This is a genomic window from Anaeromyxobacter oryzisoli, assembly GCF_022690765.1.
Classification (GTDB): Bacteria; Myxococcota; Myxococcia; order Myxococcales; family Anaeromyxobacteraceae; genus Anaeromyxobacter; species Anaeromyxobacter oryzisoli.
Window position 1 is genome coordinate 31,383 of sequence record NZ_JALCZA010000024.1, and the last position, 17,698, is coordinate 49,080.

The 17,698-nt window shown below is 71.5% G+C and carries 8 protein-coding genes and 1 tRNA gene (1 of these 9 running past the window's edge); 1 reads left to right on the plus strand and 8 read right to left on the minus strand.

Going from position 1 to position 17,698, the window contains the following annotated elements:
* Positions 1–8,984, minus strand: the 5' portion of a protein-coding gene (locus tag MNZ27_RS09940; protein WP_242393892.1) for a CARDB domain-containing protein. Its footprint begins 8,089 nt before the window's first position; only the first 8,984 of its 17,073 coding nucleotides appear in the window; the start codon lies at positions 8,982–8,984; its stop codon lies beyond the left edge, outside the window.
* Between the two features lie 477 nt (positions 8,985–9,461).
* Here MNZ27_RS09940 and MNZ27_RS09945 point away from each other — a divergent pair, with 477 nt between their 5' ends.
* Complete coding sequence (locus tag MNZ27_RS09945) at positions 9,462–9,617, plus strand: hypothetical protein (RefSeq protein WP_242393893.1); 156 nt, start codon at positions 9,462–9,464, stop codon at positions 9,615–9,617.
* A 75-nt stretch (positions 9,618–9,692) separates the two neighbouring features.
* Here the strand turns inward: MNZ27_RS09945 and MNZ27_RS09950 are convergent.
* The 7 genes from MNZ27_RS09950 to MNZ27_RS09980 all read right to left on the minus strand — a co-directional run bounded on the left by MNZ27_RS09950 (position 9,693) and on the right by MNZ27_RS09980 (position 17,678).
* Positions 9,693–9,764 (minus strand) — tRNA-Val (locus MNZ27_RS09950).
* 65 nt (positions 9,765–9,829) lie between these two features.
* Entirely contained in the window at positions 9,830–10,165 is a 336-nt protein-coding gene (locus MNZ27_RS09955; RefSeq protein WP_242393894.1) for a hypothetical protein, read from the minus strand.
* A gap of 14 nt (positions 10,166–10,179) precedes the next feature.
* On the minus strand, positions 10,180–10,590 hold the full coding sequence (locus MNZ27_RS09960; protein ID WP_242393895.1) for a hypothetical protein: 411 nt from the start codon (positions 10,588–10,590) through the stop codon (positions 10,180–10,182).
* Between the two features lie 8 nt (positions 10,591–10,598).
* Positions 10,599–12,212, minus strand: a complete 1,614-nt coding sequence (locus MNZ27_RS09965; RefSeq protein ID WP_242393896.1) for an Hsp70 family protein — start codon at positions 12,210–12,212, stop codon at positions 10,599–10,601.
* A gap of 63 nt (positions 12,213–12,275) precedes the next feature.
* Positions 12,276–14,438, minus strand: coding sequence for an ATP-dependent helicase (locus MNZ27_RS09970; protein WP_242393897.1), 2,163 nt, complete (start codon positions 14,436–14,438; stop codon positions 12,276–12,278).
* 260 nt (positions 14,439–14,698) lie between these two features.
* Positions 14,699–16,297 (minus strand): amidohydrolase, encoded by a 1,599-nt coding sequence (locus MNZ27_RS09975; RefSeq protein WP_242393898.1) that lies wholly within the window; start codon positions 16,295–16,297, stop codon positions 14,699–14,701.
* A 166-nt stretch (positions 16,298–16,463) separates the two neighbouring features.
* Positions 16,464–17,678, minus strand: coding sequence for a glycosyltransferase family 2 protein (locus MNZ27_RS09980; RefSeq protein ID WP_242393907.1), 1,215 nt, complete (start codon positions 17,676–17,678; stop codon positions 16,464–16,466).
* Positions 17,679–17,698: the final 20 nt, after the last annotated feature.

The window sequence follows — 17,698 nt, forward strand, 5'->3', positions numbered from 1 at the left end:
ACCGCGACGTCGCGCGGCGCGGCGATCACGGCCGCGGGCGAGAGGTTGTCGATGATGATCGACTCGCTGCTGGAGCTCTCGTTCCCGGCGAGATCCACGGCGGTCAGGCGGAGCGTCACGGGCCCGTTCGGCTCGTTGCGCAGGTCCCAGAGCGCGAGCACGCCGGCGGCCGGGACGGTCGATCCGTCCGCGACGGGGTCCCACGCATCGGCCCCGCGAGAGGCCTCGAGCCGCCAGTGCGCGAGATGGGCCTCGACGATGTTCCCGGTCACCATCAGCGGACCGCTCCTCGAGGAGACGAAGGAGCCGGTCACGGGCGAGGTCAGCGCCACGACTGGAGGCGTGGAGTCGGACGTGAAGCCGACCAGCTTCTCGAGGTGATTTCCCGCCACGTCCTCCGCGACGAACTCGACCTGGTACGTCCCGTCAGAGAGCCCGGCCAGGACGCCGAGCACGCCGTCGACGGGGTTCGTTCCACTGGCGACGGGCTGCGCCGTGGCACCGGGGAGCCGAGACACCCGCCAGGACGCGAGGTGCTGGTCCTCCACGCGTGCCGCGATGATCGTTCCCCCGGAGACGAAGCCTCCGGCGGCGGGAGTGGAGACGTCGATGGTCGGCGGGATCCGATCGATCGTGAGCGGGCGAACCGCGGCCTCCTGCCACGCGGCGGCGGACGCGCTGGCTCTGACCAGGTAGTCGCCGTCCGGCACGTTCGCGAACCCGTCCAGCCGCACGGACTGCGCGCCGCTCGCGCCCGCGGTGCTGGACATCGGCGCGACGACCGCGCCCGACGCATCGAGGAGGTCGAGCGACAGGCCCGCGGGGCTCGCGAGCAGGACGCTCGCGACGGCGGAGTCCTTCACGCCGTCGCCGTTGGGCGAAACGGCGGCAGGGGTGACGTCGAACGCCTGGATGAGCCGCCCGGGCGCCCATTCGAACGTGGTCCGCGTCTCGGAAGCGTGACCGACGGTGTCCCACGCCTCCAGCCGAACGGTGTACTGACCTGCAGGTCGGCCGCTCAGCGGGAGAGCTCCGAGGGCTCCGACCACCGAGGCGGTCCCCGTCGAGAGGACCTCGAAGCTCGCAGGCGCGCTCCCGGCGCCGAGGGAGACCCGATAGCCTGCGAGGTTCGGGTCCACGACCGCCCCCAGGATCGCACCAGCCGTGGCGATCGTCGCGGCGGGAGCGGGATCGTCGATGCGCACGACGGGCGGCGTGGTGTCCACGAGCACGGCGGTGGTCGCCCGCCCAGCGCCGCCGCACAGGCCCGGAGCGTCGGCGTCCAGGATGTAAGGTCCATCGGGCGCCCGCGAGCCGTCCGCCAGCTTGCCGTTCCAGCTGAACGCCTCGTCGGCAGCCGGCGGCGAGAGCACGGCGATCGGGAGCTTCGCGCCGGACGGGCTGGCGAGCGAGAGAACGACGCTGGAGACGTCTCGCGCCGAGAAGCTCACCGTGGTTTCGTCCAAGACGCCGTCCCCGTCGGGCGAGAAGGCCGGCGGACTTGCGGCCAGGCTCGCCAGGGTGGCCTCCGCAGGGATCCTGAGCGGGACCTCCGTGGGGCACGTGGCGTTGCCGCCGCCGTCGCGGGCTTCGAGCCCGAGCAGGTAGTCGCCCGGCACGAGGCCGCCGAGATCGAAGGTCGCCAGCGCTCCACCTGGAGCGCCGTTTGCTGCGTAGGCGCGGGCGTCTCCACCTCCACCAGCGGGCCGGATCCACACCGAGTACGACTGCAGGTGCGCGTCCGAGACCGACCCGTTCACCGTGAGGGGTCCGTTCGACGGGCAGACCGCACCGCCTGGCACGGGAGACGTGATCGTCGCGATGGGCGGCATCCGGTCGGCGGTCAACGCGGGCGACGTGGCGTTGTAGCTCGCGCCCGTCGCGTCGTGCGCGACCGCGTGGACGAAGTACGGGCCGTCCAGCAGCCCGGACAGCGAGATCGCGGCGGTGCCGCCGATCGTGCTGCCTGGCGCAAACCCGGAGACGGACACGTCGGCGACGTGAGCTCCAGTCGGCGCGACCAGCTCCGCGGCCAGGTCGGTGAACGTCCCGTTCACCACGCCGTGGATCGCCGCCGAGTACAGGGGAGCCCGAGACACGCACCGGGGCGTTGCGTCGTTCGTTGGTGCATCGACGAAGAGCGAGCCACACGGCAGCGGGACGTCGCCACACAAGGGGCGATCGATCCGGGAGCCCTCGTCGATGCGTGATCCATCCGGCAAGACCGTGACCAGACCGAAGGTCACCTTCGGGCAGCCGCCGGCGACGAACGCCTGGACGTCGATCGGAACCGCGGCGGACGTTCCGAAAAATGGCCCGGTTCGCCCTACGAGCCGCGCCGCTCCCCCGGCCACGTCCGGCGACGAGGCGTACACCTCCACGTCCTGCACCGCGGTCGCGAAGGTCTCCTCGACGACGACGGAGGCCGGTGAGTGGCGCAGGTCCCGGGAGACGATGAACGCGGCGCACCGATCGAATCGCCCGACGTCCTGGGAGAACACCGTACCATCCGGCATCGCGGAGCTGACCGCGACGTCATACTTGCAGTCCGGGCCGGGGAGGTCCGCCTGGACCACCAGGCGGGTCGCGTCGTCGAGAACGGCCGGGGCGATTGCGAGGGTCCGTCCGGAGGAGACGCTCTTCAGCGCCAGCCGGAAGGAGGTTCCCGCGGGCACCGTCTCGGGCTTGAATCCGACGGAGAGAGCGCTCCCGGACATGCATCGACCCACGAGGACCGGCTTCGGGCCACACTTCACCCTGAACTCCGGGCTCTCGAAGAAGCGGCCCGTGACGTCGAGCGCCTGGACCTTCACCATGAGGTCGTCGACGCTGGCCACGGTCGAGGTGTCCCAGAACGCCGCCTCGTCTGCGTCGATGGTGGGTGTGACGCGTCCCGCCATCCAGACGTCCGTCCCGGCTGCCTTGTACGAGAGACCGACCGAAGCCAGCGGGCTCCCGATCGAGCTCGCGAAGAACACCGTCAGCGGCGCGCGCGACGCGAGCTGGCTGCACACCGCCTGCACGGTCTGGGCCTTGGCAAGGTCCTCCTGCCCCGGCGGGATGGACACGGTGGCGATCCCGAAGAACGCGCCGAGGACGTTCCGGTAGGGAGCACCACCGTCGAGCGACAGGCCGTACTGATAGGCGGACGGATCGAGCGCGTCCGCCTCTGGGGCGGCGAGGCCGAGCGCATACAGACGCTCTGGGGGGGTGACGTCCTGGAACGCCACGTTCCCTGCCAGATCCCGGGCGAGCAGCCGCGAAGCGTTGCCCCGGGCCCACGCGACGGGGACGGTGAACTGATGGGCAGCCTCGTCACTACCCGTGGCCACGGTGAGCCCGCTCGAGCTCCCCACCTCGCTGAGGTCCCACTCCGCCAGGTTCTCGTCGGATGCCCGGGCCGCGACGTTGAGGAAGGCATCATAGCCGTCCGGGAAGACGTCTCCGCGCATGGAGCCGAGCAGAGGAATGCCGTTCACGGCCAGAAGCCCGAACTCCGTCCCCGGCGACGGGGCGAACGAATCACCGAGCGCGATCTCCACCTTGGGCCGGGTGGTATCGACCACCACGGGGAAGCTCTGGTCGGCGATCCGGAGCGTGTACGTCCCATCGGGCACCAGCGTTCCGGCGTCGCTCAGCCCGTCCCAGTCGATCGCGTAGTCTCCGCTGGCGACGTAGGTCGCGGGGATCCTGCGAACAAGCGCCCCCGCCGCCGACACGGCCTGCACCTCCACCGTGGTGGGTTTCCGGACCGTGAAGCGGATGCGAGTCGAGTCCTGGACTCCGTCCGCGTTCGGCGAGATGAACTGGGGCGCTCGCGTGATGTTCGCGATCGCGGGGTCACCCGACCAGCCGAACCGCACCGTGCGCGCCCGAGCGTTTCCGGCCTTGTCGGTGACCGTGAGCTCCGCTTCGTAGACGCCGTTCCCAGGGGGCGCCCACTGCGCGAAGACGTCGTTGACGACCGGCTGAGCAGACGACCTGATCGTCGTGAACGGCGCTCCACTGTCCGCGAGGCGAGCCCTCAAGGTGAACTGCTCGAAGTTCGCGTCCGCGGCGGTTCCCTGGAACGTCATGAAGGAGTCGCCCGGCTTTTGGGTCGCGACCAGCCTGGCCGTCAGGTTCGCGAGCGTCGTGAAGGCGCGGCGTCCGTATGCCCCCCAATCCAGGGCGTACATGAACGAGCCCTGCGGCGAAAATCCTACATACGAATACCCGGGGCAGTTTGTTCCGCCCCATGACATCTCGAAGCAACTATCGGCCAGGACCCGCGGCTCCGACCCGCTCGGCGCCTCGACGAAGATCTTCCCGTCGAACGCGAAGGCGATCGCGTCTCCCGTCGGGCTCACGGAGAGTTCATCCGCGTACCATGGGGTGAGGCCGTAAATATCCACGTACACCGCGGTGCTTGCGATCATTTCTGGAACGCCGCCGGCCGACCGAACCCGGAAGATCCCTGTAACGTACGGATCCATCCACCGCGGACGCGGCAGATTGCCAATGAAGTAGATAGACGCGCCATCGGGCGCCCATGAATGCGACGGGGTTGATCGGTAACCGAACACCCCACCGTCAATCGGGGTGTACCCCGTCGCTACCACGCGCTCCGGGCTACCGTCGAGCGACTGAACCAGGAGGGCGCCTCCGTCAGTCTGGTACTCGAGAGAGAGGAGCGTGCCGTCCGGCGAGACATTGAAGTCGTTGATGGGGCCATTCGCGAGCAGTCGATCTTGTGAGCCATCAGCCGCGACGACATGGATCTCGACTGGCCAGGTGTTCGTCGCGTAGACGAGACTGTTCCCGTCGGAGGCAAACATCGGCGCAACGACAGACGCGCAGCCGGTCGCAATCCGGGTATAGGTCCTCTCACCCAGCGAGTACACCCAGAGCGAATTACTGGACCACCAGTCTTGAAGATAAAAGGCGAGCTTCGAACCATCCTTGGAGACCGATACGTTCCAGATGAACCCCTCTGGCAAATGGCCATCCGTCAACCGCTTCAGCCCCCCTGCGCCCACTTCTTGGAGGTAGAAATCGCACGGCTGGCCGGGAATACACACGAGCTGAACGAGGCCTTGGTCGCCGGGGAACGGCGCGAACACCTCGCGCAGAAGCCCCTGAATCGACGACGGAGGCATCGACCGATCCAGGTCCTCGATCGACAGGAGCGGCGTCCCGATCGCGTCGGGGAGTTGTGAGCGATTGTCGTCCACCACCGCGTCGAGCGCCCCGAGCTCCCCACCGAACGCCCCGGAAACAGACGCGCGGACCACGATCCGGTACTTCGCATCCGGCACCACGCGGCCAGATGGATCGCGCCCGTCCCAGACGATGGAGCCAGGGCCGGTTGCTGCCGACGGCAACGACGTGACGAGCGCCCCATCGGGCCCATACACCTCCGCCACGACCGCCGCATTTGCGGACGCGCGGTAGGAGATCTCGGTGGAGTCCTTGACCCCGTCGCCGTTGGGAGAGAAGTACGGGTTGGAGATGGCGAGATCGACGTTCTGGACGGCGATCGACCTCTCGGCGCGGTTGTTGTCCGTCCGCGCCTCGGTCCCCGTCGCGGTCACGATCGCGACGAGCTCGTGCGAGCCCAGGGTGCCCGGCTTCCAGGTGAAGGATGCGTCGGACGCGGTGCCCGCGTCGAGGGACGCCAACCCTGCCGCGCCGATCAGGACGCCGCCGCTCTCCGGAGCGCCGTCGTAGAGGGAGACCGTCGACGGGCGAGCCTGTTGCCCTCCCACGTTGCGAACCGTGACCGTGACGGTGACGGCTTCGTTCTGCCTCGGGAAGGCGTTCGACGGCGCGATCGCGCCCGACTCCAGGACCAGGTCCGGGGCACCGAGCACCGGGATCGTTCTCGCGACCATGTTGTCGCTCTCGTCGTACTCGTCGACCTCGAGATCGCTGTCGGCCTGCGCGAGGACGACGAGATCGGCGTCGCTCGCGACCGCGTAGCTCGCGCTCACCACGGCTGCCGCCCCGGGAGCCAGCCCCGGGACGGCGGATTTCGCGACGAGATGGGAGGTGTCGCCCTGGAAGAAGGCCATGTGGAACGGGCCTGCCGCAACCCCACCCACGTTCGTCACGGTGAGCTTCGCGACTGCGGTCGTTCCCTCGAGCACGGGGTCCGGAGTGACGACGAGGTCTTCGGGGCGGACCACGAGGTTCGGCTTGGTCGAGGGAGTGACGACGATGGCCGTCTGGGCGATGTTGTCGCCAGGGGTCCGCTCCGCTGGATGCGCGGCGCTGACGGTGACGTTCAGCCCCCCCGCGACTCCCGCGCGCCAGCTCGCGCTTCGGGTCAGCGTCGCGCCTGGCGGTACCGACAGCCCGCTCGAATCGATCAGCGCGGCCACGCTCCCGTCGGGCGTGGAGATCCGGACCTCATCCGTGGTGCCCGACGCGGCGAGAGTCCCCGTGTTCCGGATGGCATAGCTGATCGTGACCGTCTGCCCTTGCTCGGCCGTCGACGGAGCCGCGGCGAGGTTCACGACCGCGAGGTCGACCGACGGCACCGCCGGCAGCATGATCGAGGCCGTGTTGTTGTCCTCGGCGGCCTCGAGGATCGCGTGGTCGGGATCGACCCCGAGACGGATCACGATCGGAGACGGTCCCGCCGGGATCTGGACATCGAGCTGCAAGGGGAGCGACGAGCGCGGCGGCAACGCCACCGAGGTGGTCGCCACCGCCTGATCGCGAACATAGACGGTCACCGGGACCGCCCCCACCCCCGTCATTCCCAGATTGCCGATCGTCGCTGCGATCTGGACGTGCGCTGGAAGCGTGTCCACGGCCGGCGGATTCGCGACCAGGGACCCCGCGGCGACGTACAGGTCCGGCTGTTGCGGGACCGGCGCGACGTGAAGCGTCCCCGACGCCCTGTTGTCGTCCTGGCGGAGCTCGTCGATCGCGCCGTCCGGGTCCACCACCACGAACACCTGCTCGCTCCCGGCGCGCCCGGTGGTGTCCAGGAGCAGCGTCGCCGACACGCTCTGCCCGCCCTGCAGCGCGGAGATGACCAGATCGCCGCCGAAGGCGACGCCGCTCGAGTCGTAGGCCCGGACGTGGACGGAGCTGGCGCTGGCACGCCCGGTGTTTCTCACGACGGTCGTGACCTGCACCGGCTCGCCGTCGACGACGCTGGCGCGGGAGAGCGTCAGGTTCTCGATCGCGAGGTTGGGCGTCAGGAGGATTCGGAGCGCCCGCACGACGACCGACGTCTCATAGACGGATTCGTCCCAGCTACCGTCCGCGAGCTGGGTCGAGAGCAGGTACTGCGCGGCCTGCCCTGCCGTGCTCTCCCCGAGCATCCCCCAGGCATCCAGCGCCAGGACGGCCTCCGCGGTGAAGGACGAAGACGAGACCGGGTCGTCGGAGAAGGACCCGTCCGGCCCCTGGTGGGCGCGAAGGAACCCGATGCCCGAGGCGGCGGCGATCTGAACGAGGGGATCCGCCGCCAATGGGGCCAAGGCGCGAAGCGCCCAGGCGGTGGTCTCGACGTCGCTCGCCAGCCCGGGGAGCTCTCCCCAACCGCCGTCGCCGCGTTGGACCGCGAGCAGATAGCTCACGAGCGCCGGATCGACGGCGGTGCCGGCTCCAGCACCGATCGCGAGCGCCGCGAGCACGGAGTCCATCGGGGTGGACTCGTAACCCGGTGCGAGGCCGTACCCACCGTCGGCATTTCGTGGGCTCAGGGCGAGCGCGGGCGGCGCCCCCTGCGCTGCGCTCAGACCGAGGCGGATTCGCGCACGGGAGTCGTTGTCCGTGGCGTTCTGGGTCGAAAGGAACCTGGCGCCCGCGGACCGTGCTCCGGCCACGGCGGGATCGGCGCCGTATGCGCTCAAGGCTTCCGTCGCCGCGCCTGAGTCGCGGATCACCGTCCCGGCGTCGTCCTGCCACTCGCCCGGCGCACCTTGCCTGGCGAGCAGGAACTTCACCCCCATGGCAGGCGATGGATCGCTCGCGAGGGCGGCGCCGCGCTCGACGAGCTGCGTCTCCATGATCCCTCGCCCGCGCGTCATGAAGAAGAACGCGTTGGCCCACTGCTGTCTCACGCTCTCGACGAAGGCGAGCTGGTCTGCCGTGGGGGCATGGTCCGCGTCCGCCAGGATCACGAAGGCGGCACGGTAGCTCTGCTGGGCCGACCTCCAGTCTGGACTCCGAGCCCCTTCGGCCGCGATGACGTCATCGACGCGGATCGTCCTCGCCCGCCCCTGGACCTGCGCGCCATCCGTGGGCGGGAGCGTGTCCGAGTTGACCGAAAGTCCTGCCACCGGGTCGATCAGGACGAACGGCGCCACCTCGGACGGCGCCAGATATCCCATCAAGTACAGGTCCAGGTTCGAGTAACGCCGCTGGGCTCCCTGCGACAGGAAGCTTCCCCCGCCCGCGTCCAGCCAGTCGGCGCCGTACATGACGGACCCATCGGAATCGAGGAAGTAGCTCCAGTGCGTCCCATCCGTCGTCAGCAGGGATGCGTCCCGGGCGCCTGTCGTCGGGTCCCTGAAGGACACCGTGCTCGACCACTGGTGGCCGACCTCATGCGCCATCGTAACGAGGGCCTCCTGGACGGTAGCGGTCTTCATGCCGGGGACGAGCGAGTAGAGCTCGATGACCGCCTTCAACCGACCGGCGCTTCCGAAGTACGCGCCGAGGTCCGAGATCGGCGTACCGATCCCGTTGACGTCGTTCCGGACGAGGTAGTGCCTCCCCCCCACCTTCAAGTTCGACTGTTCCTGCACGGCGACGCCCACGGGGAACACCGGGACGAAGACCAGGAAGTCGTAGGCGTCCGCGTGGTTCGCGTAGAAAGCCTTGGCCGCGGCCGCTCGGGCCTCCCACTGCGGCGAGAGGAAGTCTCCGGCTGACGGGACCTGGACGATGGGGACGGGCGGGGTCTGCTGAGCAGCCGCGCCCGCGGGGACGAGCCCGAGCACACACGAGACGGCTGCTGCGACCACGAGTGCGCGCGTGAGCACGTTTCCCCCCGACCCACCCGCGATCGGATTCGGGGCAGGTCCAACGTCGAGCGCAGGTCGAATTCGAGCCCAAACCTGGAGTCGAGTGACTTACAGTATACGAGTCACAGCCGCCCGAGCATCACGCGATCACGGTACGTCGAAATGCATCAAACAGTTCGGCAGCTTGCATCCGTTCCAGATTTCACGCTCGGAATACGCTGCCCCCACGCGCCTGGATCGCACCGGCACGCACCAAGAACAGCCACGCGACGAGGGCGCGGATCCACGACGCGGTCGGACGCCTACTCGCGCGCCGCTGGTTCTCGGGGCTCGGCGCGTGAACGCCGTCGCGCGAGAGACTCGCATCGACGAGGTGCTCATCGCGTTCGAAGCCACAGCACGCCGAGGAGCACCGCAAACGCAATCGCCAGCATTCCGGCGAACCTGATCCCAGAAGTTCTGCCGCGAACCGATGTGCAGAGCGCCGCGGCCGCCGTGCTCCTGGTCGTGCTCGCCGCCGGCTTCGGCCTGCTCGCCAGCCGCCTGGACGAGATCGAACGCGTGGTGAGCAGCGTCTCGTCCGAGGTCGGCTCCGCTCGGGATGAGACCGACTCCGTTCGCTCGCAGGTAGGCCCGCTCACCCGCCGGTAGCGGTCGGGCGCTCCGGCGCGATCCGGCTCAAACAAAAGGGGGCTGGCCGCGAGGCCAACCCCCTGATTTTCTTCATGGGCGCCGCAGGGTTCGAACCTGCGACCCCTGCCGTGTGAAGGCAGTGCTCTACCGCTGAGCTAGGCGCCCTGGTTCTGCGAGGCGGCGGAGTATGCCGTCCCTCCTCGGGGGTGTCAACGGAATCATCCCGTGCATCAGTGCGTCTGATCACGATCCGGACCGTCGCCGGGCGCGCCGCCGTCACGCCGGGCGGCGTCGACCTTCTCGGCGAGCTCGCGGGCCTTACGCTTGATGCGGGCGAGCCGCTTCGCGAGGTCCTGGTAGTCCTGCCGGTTGGGGATGCCGGCCGCCTCCATGACGCGCTCCTGGAGCTCCTCGACCCGGCGCCGGCCGCGCTGCGCCAGCCCGACGGCGCGCGCGACGGCCTCCTGGCCGCGCGGGTCCTTCATCACCGTCTCGACCGCGCGGGACGCGAACCGGGTCCCGGTCTCGAAGAGCGCCCCCGCGATCCCCTTGCCACGGCGTGCCATCGTCGTCCTCTCCTTCACGGCAGCTCGGTCGGCACCGCGGCGAGCGCGGCGTCGATCACGCTCCGGTACTGCGACCGGCGCACCAGCGCCTCGAGATCTCCCTCGACCCTCACCTGGCCCGCGAGCGCCGCCTGGACGGCGTCGGCGCCGCCGAGCAGGTGCCGGAAGATCCCGTACGGCGCGCGGATCACGTAGGTCGGCTCGAGCTCGAGGATCTCGTCCTCGTCCGCGAGCAGGCGCCAGCGGACGATCCGGCGGCCGTCGTGCTCCGCCCAGGCGGCCACGGCGCGCGGCCAGGCGGGCGGGTCCGCCTCGACCACCACCGCCACGTCGCGCCCGAGGCCGCCCAGGGCGGCGCCGAGCGCCGGCTGCGCGTTCACCGCCGCGACCACCGCCTCGATCCACTCTCGCGACCCGAAGCGCATGCCCGCCCCTACCCTCGCTTCAGCCAGCCGAAGAGGCCGCCCCGCCGCTCCTCGCCGGCCGCGCTCGCCTCCCCGGCAGCCTGCCGCTTCCGCGCGTCCTCCGCGAGGGCCTTCTTGAGCCCCTCCGGCGTGTCGCGCGTCGCGAGCTCCACCTCGGTCATCCCCTTCACGGGGTCGTCGAAGCTCACCTTGAGCAGGCACTCCTCGTCGAGCTTGAAGTCGATGCGCCGCCCCGTCGCCGCGGCGGGGAGCCGGATCGAGCCGAGGAACTCGTCGTCCACCAGGACGTCGGACTCGCCCTGGTAGATGTCGATCACGATCGGCTGGCCGGGCTCGCGCGGCGGCGGCAGGCGGAAGCTCTTGGTGGACGGGATGGTGAGGTTCTTGTCGAGGATCTTCCGGAAGTGGTTCGTCGGCGTAGCGATCCCGATCGGCATCGAGAGCACGTCCACGAGGGTCACGGAGTCGATCTGATCGAGGGAGTCGCCGAGGAGCGCGGCCCCGAGCGCGACGCACTCGTCGGGGTGGACGCCCTTGCGCGGGGGCTTCCCGAAGTGCTCCTGGATCTTCTGCTGGACGAGGGGCATCCGGCTCTGCCCGCCGACGAGGATGATCTCGTCGATGTCCTCGGGGCGGAGGTTCTTCTCGCCGAGCACCTCGTCGCAGAGCTCGAAGGTGCGGTCCACCAGGTCCGCGGTCAGCTCGCCGAGCTGCTGGCGCGAGAGCGGCAGCCGGACGTCGAGCGGCTTCCCCTTGCGCTCCTCGATGAACGGCAGGTCGATGACGACGTTCGGGATGAGCGAGAGGTCGATCTTCGCGGCCTCGGCGCCGTTCTTCACCCGCTGCATCGCGATGGGCGACTGGGCGAGGTCGATCTTGTGCTGCCGCCAGAAGTCCTCGAGGACGTAGTCGATGATCCGGTTGTCGAAGTCCACGCCGCCGAGGAATGTGTCGCCGCCGGTGGCGAGGACCTCGAAGACGTTGCCGGAGAGCTGGAGCACCGAGACGTCGAAGGTGCCGCCGCCGAGGTCGTAGACGAGGACCTTCTGGTCCAGGTTCCGCGAGAACCCGTAGGCGAGCGCGGCGGCGGTGGGCTCGTTCACGATCCGGCGCACCTCGAACCCGGCGAGCCGGCCGGCCTCCCGGACCGCCTGGCGCTGCGCGTCCGAGTAGTACGCGGGGACCGAGATGATCGCCTCGTCGCACGGCTTCTGGAGGAACGCCTCGGCGATCTTCTTGAGGTGCGCGAGGACCATCGCGCTCACCTCGGGCAGCGTGCGGACCTGCCCGCCCAGCATCACCGCCGCCTCGCCGTTCGGCCCCTCGACGATGTCGTACGAGTAGTAGTTCCGCAGCTCCTGGACGACCTTCGAGCTCCACTTGCGGCCGATGAGCCGCTTCGCCCCGTAGATGGTGTTCTTGGGGTTGGTGACGAGCTGGTCCTTGGCCACGCCGCCGACGAGCACGTCGCCCTTCTCCGAGAGCGCGACCACGGTGGGGAGGATGAGGCTCCCGCGGTCCGTGGGGACGACCTTGGGGATGCGGGTCCGGACGTGCGCGACGCAGGCGTTGGTGGTGCCGAGATCGATGCCGAGGATGGGCTTCTCCCGAGTCGCGGCCATGTCTCGGATCCTTAGCACGGAACGGCGCGCCCCGGGCTCGCGCCGACCCCTCGCGCGCGGTCGCTAGAACGGTACGTCGCCGCCGGGCCCCGCGTCGCCGCCGCCGGATTCCCCGCCGCCGGGCTCGTCGTCGTCCGGCGCCCCGAACAGCGCCGGGACCGCGCGCATGTCGCGCGGCAGGGCCGGCGCGGCGGGTGCACCACCGAGCGCGGGTCCGCCGGGCCCCGGCTCGTCGAGCTGCCAGCGCTCGAGCAGCTCCGGCTCCGCCGGCAGCTCCTCGAGGAACCGGGACGCCTTCATCACCACCCGCTCGCGGTCGCGCGGCGCCGCGACCACCGGGTACACGAGGTACAGCTCGTCCCGGGCCCGGGTGCACGCGACGTAGAACAGGCGCCGCTCCTCCTCCTCGCCGCGCAGGTCCTTCAGCGCCTGCGCCGAGGGGAAGCGGCCGTCGGCGAGCCACACCACGAACACCGCGCGCCACTCGAGCCCCTTCGCCTGGTGGACGCTCGAGAGGATCAGCTTCTCGTCCGGCTCGCCGCCCTCCGAGACGGTCTCGGCGGAGATCTCGGTGAGGAGCGCGATCTCGGAGAGGAACGCCTCGGTGTCCTCGTAGCCGCGGGCGTACTGCGCGAGCTGCTGCACGTCCTCCACCCGCGAGTCGGCGTTCAGGAACTCGGCGCGGAGGTACTCCTCGTAGCCGCCCGCGAGCACCTCCTCGATGGCCTCGCCGGGCAGGTCGCTGGTGGGCTTCCGGGCGAGCTTGCGGAGGAGCTGGGCGAGCCGCGCGTAGCCGGCGCGCCCCTTGGCCGGGACCTGCGAGGCGACGTCCGGCGCGAGCAGCTCGTCCACCGTCCCCTGCCCGCGGCTCCGCCGGGCCGAGAACGCGCCCCAGACCGCCTCGGCGGTGGCGGTGCCGACCCCCGGCGTGATCTTGAGGCACCGCTTCAGCGCCAGCTCGTCCCCGGGGTTCCGCGCGAACCGGAGGTGGGCGAGGACGTCCTTCACGTGCGCGGCCTCGAAGAATCGGACGCCGCTGCGGACCACGAAGGGGATCCCGCGCCGCGCCAGCTCGAACTGGATCTCCATCGAGTGGTGGTGCGCGCGGTAGAGGACGGCGATCTCCGGGAGCGGGATCCCCTCGTCGCGCAGCTCGAGCACCCGCTGCGCCACGAACGCCGCCTGCTGCGGCACGTCGCGGCACGGCACGAGCGCCGGCAGCGGCCCCTCGTGGCGCACCGCCGAGAGCTCCTTCTCGAACTGCCGGACGTTCGCGGCGATGGACGCGTTGGCGAGCGCGAGGATCTGCGGCGTGGACCGGTAGTTGATGGTGAGGTCGAAGCGCCGGGCGTCGGGGTAGCGCTGCTCAAAGTCGAGGATGTTCTCGAAGTGCGCGCCGCGGAAGGAGTAGATGCTCTGCGCGTCGTCGCCGACGACGCAGAGGTTCCGGTGCTCGGCGGCGATGAGGTCCACCACGTCGCCCTGGAGCCGGTTCGTGTCCTGGTACTCGTCCACGAGCACGTGGCGCCAGCGGTCGCCGAGGGCGCGCCGCACCGGCTCCCGCTCCGCGAGGAGGATCTTCCAGTTGAGGAGTAGGTCGTCGAAGTCCATCGCGTTGAGCTGGTGCTTGCGCTCGGCGTACCGGCGCGCGACGCGGAGGACATCGTCCGTGAGCGGGACGAACTGCGGACGGCGGTCGGCGAGGACGTCCGCGAGGGGCGTCTGGGTGTTCACCGCCATCGAGACCAGGTCGATGAGGACGTCGGCCTTCGGGAACCGGCGGGCGCCCACCGCGAGCCCGCAGTCGGCGATCGCGGCGGTCATCACGTCGCGGGTGTCCTCGCGGTCCAGGATCGAGTAGCCGCGCTGGTATCCGAGCTCGCCCCCGTGCTCCTTGAGCACCTCGTGGGCGACGTGGTGGAAGGTGCCGCCCGAGATGCGGCGGGTGTCCACCTTGCACACCTCCTCGACGCGCCGGAGCATCTCCCGCGCCGCCTTGTTCGTGAAGGTGAGGAGGAGGATCGCCTCGGGCGGCACGCCCTCGGCGACGAGCCGGGCGACGCGCCAGGTGAGGGTCCGGGTCTTCCCGGAGCCGGCGCCGGCGATGACGAGGATGGGACCGTCCCCCGCCTCGACCACGGCGATCTGCTGCTCGTTGAGCAGCCCCTCGTAGTTCAGGGCGCGCGCGGGCGGCGCGGCGGGCTTGAGCTGGTAACGCCGGGACATGCGTTCAGGCCCGGCAAGCTAGCAGGCGGTATCGGGCCGGGTCAAACGGGGCGCGCGTCCCGAGCGTTGAAAACTGGACGCCGTCACGAGCGCGGGTAGCATCCGCCTCGTAGTCGCCGCCGCGCTGACGGCGCCGCGCCGCCCTCCGGCGCGCGCAGCCGGCACCACGCGGCCGCGGCGATCCCCTGCCCCCGCCCGCCCCGGCCCGGGCCGGCACCCGAACCCCGGGTGCCGGCCCGGTCACCGGTTCGACCCGCCGCTCACCGTCCTCGCTCGTACGCCACTCGGCCGGCGACGAGGGCGTGGGTGACGGTGAGCCGGCGGAGCGCGCCGGGCGCGACCGCGAGCACGTCCTCGGCGAACAGCGTCAGGTCCGCGTCGAGGCCCGCCGCGATGCGCCCCCGGCGCCCCTCCGCGAAGCTGGCGTACGCCGCCCCCGCGGTGAACGCCCGGAGGGCCTCGAGCCGCGAGACCGCCTGCTCTACCGCGAACGGCCGCCCTTCCGAGGTCATCCGGGTCTCCGCCGCGTGGAGCCCCGCCCGCGGATCCGGCGACTCCACCGGGAAGTCCGAGCCGAAGGCGAGCACCGCGCCGGAGTCGGCGAGGGTCCGGAACGCGTACGCCCCCGCGAGGCGGACGCTCCCGGCGCCGAGCCGCGCCGCGGCCCAGGGGCCGTCGCTCGCCGCCTGGACGGGCTGCACCGACGCGACCGCGCCGGTCTCGGCGAGGAGCGGCAGGTCCGCGGGCTGAACGACCTGGAGGTGCTCGATCCGCGGCCGCAGCGCGCGCGCGGCCGAGCCGGCGGCGCGGAGCGCGAGCAACGCCTCTCGGACCGCCCGATCGCCGATGGCGTGGACGGCGGGCTGGAACCCGGCGCGCACGCAGGCCAGGACCTTCTCGCGGAGCGCCTCCGGCGTGGAGACGAGGAGCCCGCGGTTCCCCGGATCGTCGGAGTAGTCCTCGAGGAGCGCCGCCCCGCGGCTCCCGAGCGCGCCGTCGGCGTACAGCTTCACGCCCCGGATCTCGAGGAGCCCGGTCGCGGGCGCGGCGCGCCAGCGGGACATCTCGCGCTCGAGCGCCGGGAGCGGCACCATCCCGTCGATCATCGCGTACACCCGGACGGGGAGCCGATCCGCCGCTGCCAGCCGCCCGTACGCGTCGAGGACCTCAGGAGCGCACCCCGCGTCGTGGACGCTGGTGAGCCCGAGCGCGGCGACGGCCCGGAGCCCGGCGAGGAGCCCCTCCTCGAGCTCCGCCGGCGCAGGGCGCGGCAGCCGCGCGCGCACGAGGTCCATGGCCGCGTCGATCAGGATCCCGTCCGGTCGCCCCGCGGCGTCGCGCCCGATCCGTCCTCCCGGCGGATCCGGCGTCCCGGGCGCGATCCCGGCCGCCTCGAGGGCGAGGCGGTTCACCCAGGCCGCGTGACCGTCGACGCGCGTCAGGAACGCGGGGTGCCGCGGCGCGGCCCGCGAGAGGAGCGCCGCGTCCGGGAACGCGGCGCCCGGCCAGCGGTGCTGATCCCAGCCGCGCCCCACGATCCAGCGACCTTCGGCCGTCGCCGCCGCCCGCGCCGCCACGAGCGCCGCGCACGCCTCGGCGCTCGCGCTCCCCTCGCAGCTCACCTCGAAGGCGGCCCGGCCGAGCCAGAGGACGTGGCCGTGCGCGTCGGCGAGGCCGGGGATCGCGCTCCCGCCGCCGAGCTCGATCCGGCGCGCCCCCGGCGCCGCCCGCGCCGCGCACTTCCCCTCCGTCCCGACGCAGGCGATCCGGCCGTCGCGCAGGAGCGCCGCGCCGGCGCGCGGCCGGGCGGGATCGAGCGTGTGGATCGTCCCGACGACGAGTAGCTCCGGAACAGGCACGTGGACCTCGAACGCCGGAGATGTACCGCCGCGCCGCGCCCGGTTCACTACTGCGCTGCACCCTTCGACTCCGGCGCGCTCCGCGCGCCGGAAAAGCGGAGCTGCCGCCAGGCGGAGTCGAAGGGCTCAGGGCGAACGGGTTACTGGAACGCTCGGCGACGTTTGCTCACGCCGCCCCGACCCCCGGCCGGGCGCTCCGGTCGGTCCGCCGCCACGCCGCGGCCTGGGTCCCGCGCACGAACCGCCAGAACCCGACCGCGAGCGCGGCGTTCATCGCGACGAAGTAGTGCGCGACCGAGGCGGCACGCCGGAGCGGCCGCGCGAGCGCGACGTCCCCCCGCCAGCCGGCGACGGCGAGCGCGTAGAACGCGGCCTGGGCGACGAGCAGCGCCCGGTATCCCCAGGCGCCCGGGCGGCCGGCGAGGGCGCCGTTCGCGAGGAGGGCGGCGGCGAGCAGGAAGGGCGTCGCCCAGCGGAGGAGCTTGTGCGAGACGAAGGCGAAGAAGAGGAACCCCGTGCGCGGGTCGAGCAGCGCCGGGACGCGCGCGAGCGCCTGCCAGTTCCCGGCGCCGATCCGGGCCCGGCGGACGAACTCGCGCCCCGCGTCCTCGGTGGTCTCCTCGTGCGCGACCGCCCCCGCCTCGTACGGCACGCGCCAGCCGCGCGCCGCGATGCGGGCCGCGATCACGAAGTCGTCGGTGATGGTGTCCGGCGGGATGGGCGCGAAGAGGAGCCGGCGGATCGCGTAGAGGCCGCCGTTCGCGCCGACGACGCACCCGTGCCTCCCCTCCCAGTACTTGATCGCCGTCTCGTACTTCCAGTAGGCGCTCTCCTCGAACGCGCGCCGGGTCGGGTTGTAGAGGCGGAGCCGCCCGACGACGGCGCCCACCGCGGGGTCGCGGAAGCGCCGCGCCAGGGCGCGGAGGGCGCCGCGCTCGAGCAGCACGTTCGCGTCGGTGAGCACGATCACGTCCCCGGACGCGGCGGGCACGAGGCGCGAGAGGACGCTCGCCTTGCCGGCCCGCGGCGACAGCTCGTGGACTGTGACCCGCCCTCCTCCGGCGGCGCGGGCGAGCTCCGCGGTGCGATCCCCGCAGCCGTCGCAGCCGACCACGATCTCGAGCCGGTCGGCGGGGTAGTCGAGCGCGAGGCAGTTCTCGATCTTCGCGCGGATGCACGCCTCCTCGTCGAACGCGGCGAAGACGAGCGACACGCGCGGCCACGCCTGCGCCTGGACGGGTCGCCTCCGGTCGGGACCGCCGGAGAGGAAGCGCACCCCGGAGAGCACTCCGCGCGCGCCGTCCCACACTGCGAGCACGAGCGGGTAGCCCGCGAAGCTGTAGGCGACGAGGCCGATCGCGATCCAGAGGACGAGCTCCATCACCGGCCGGCGCAGCAACC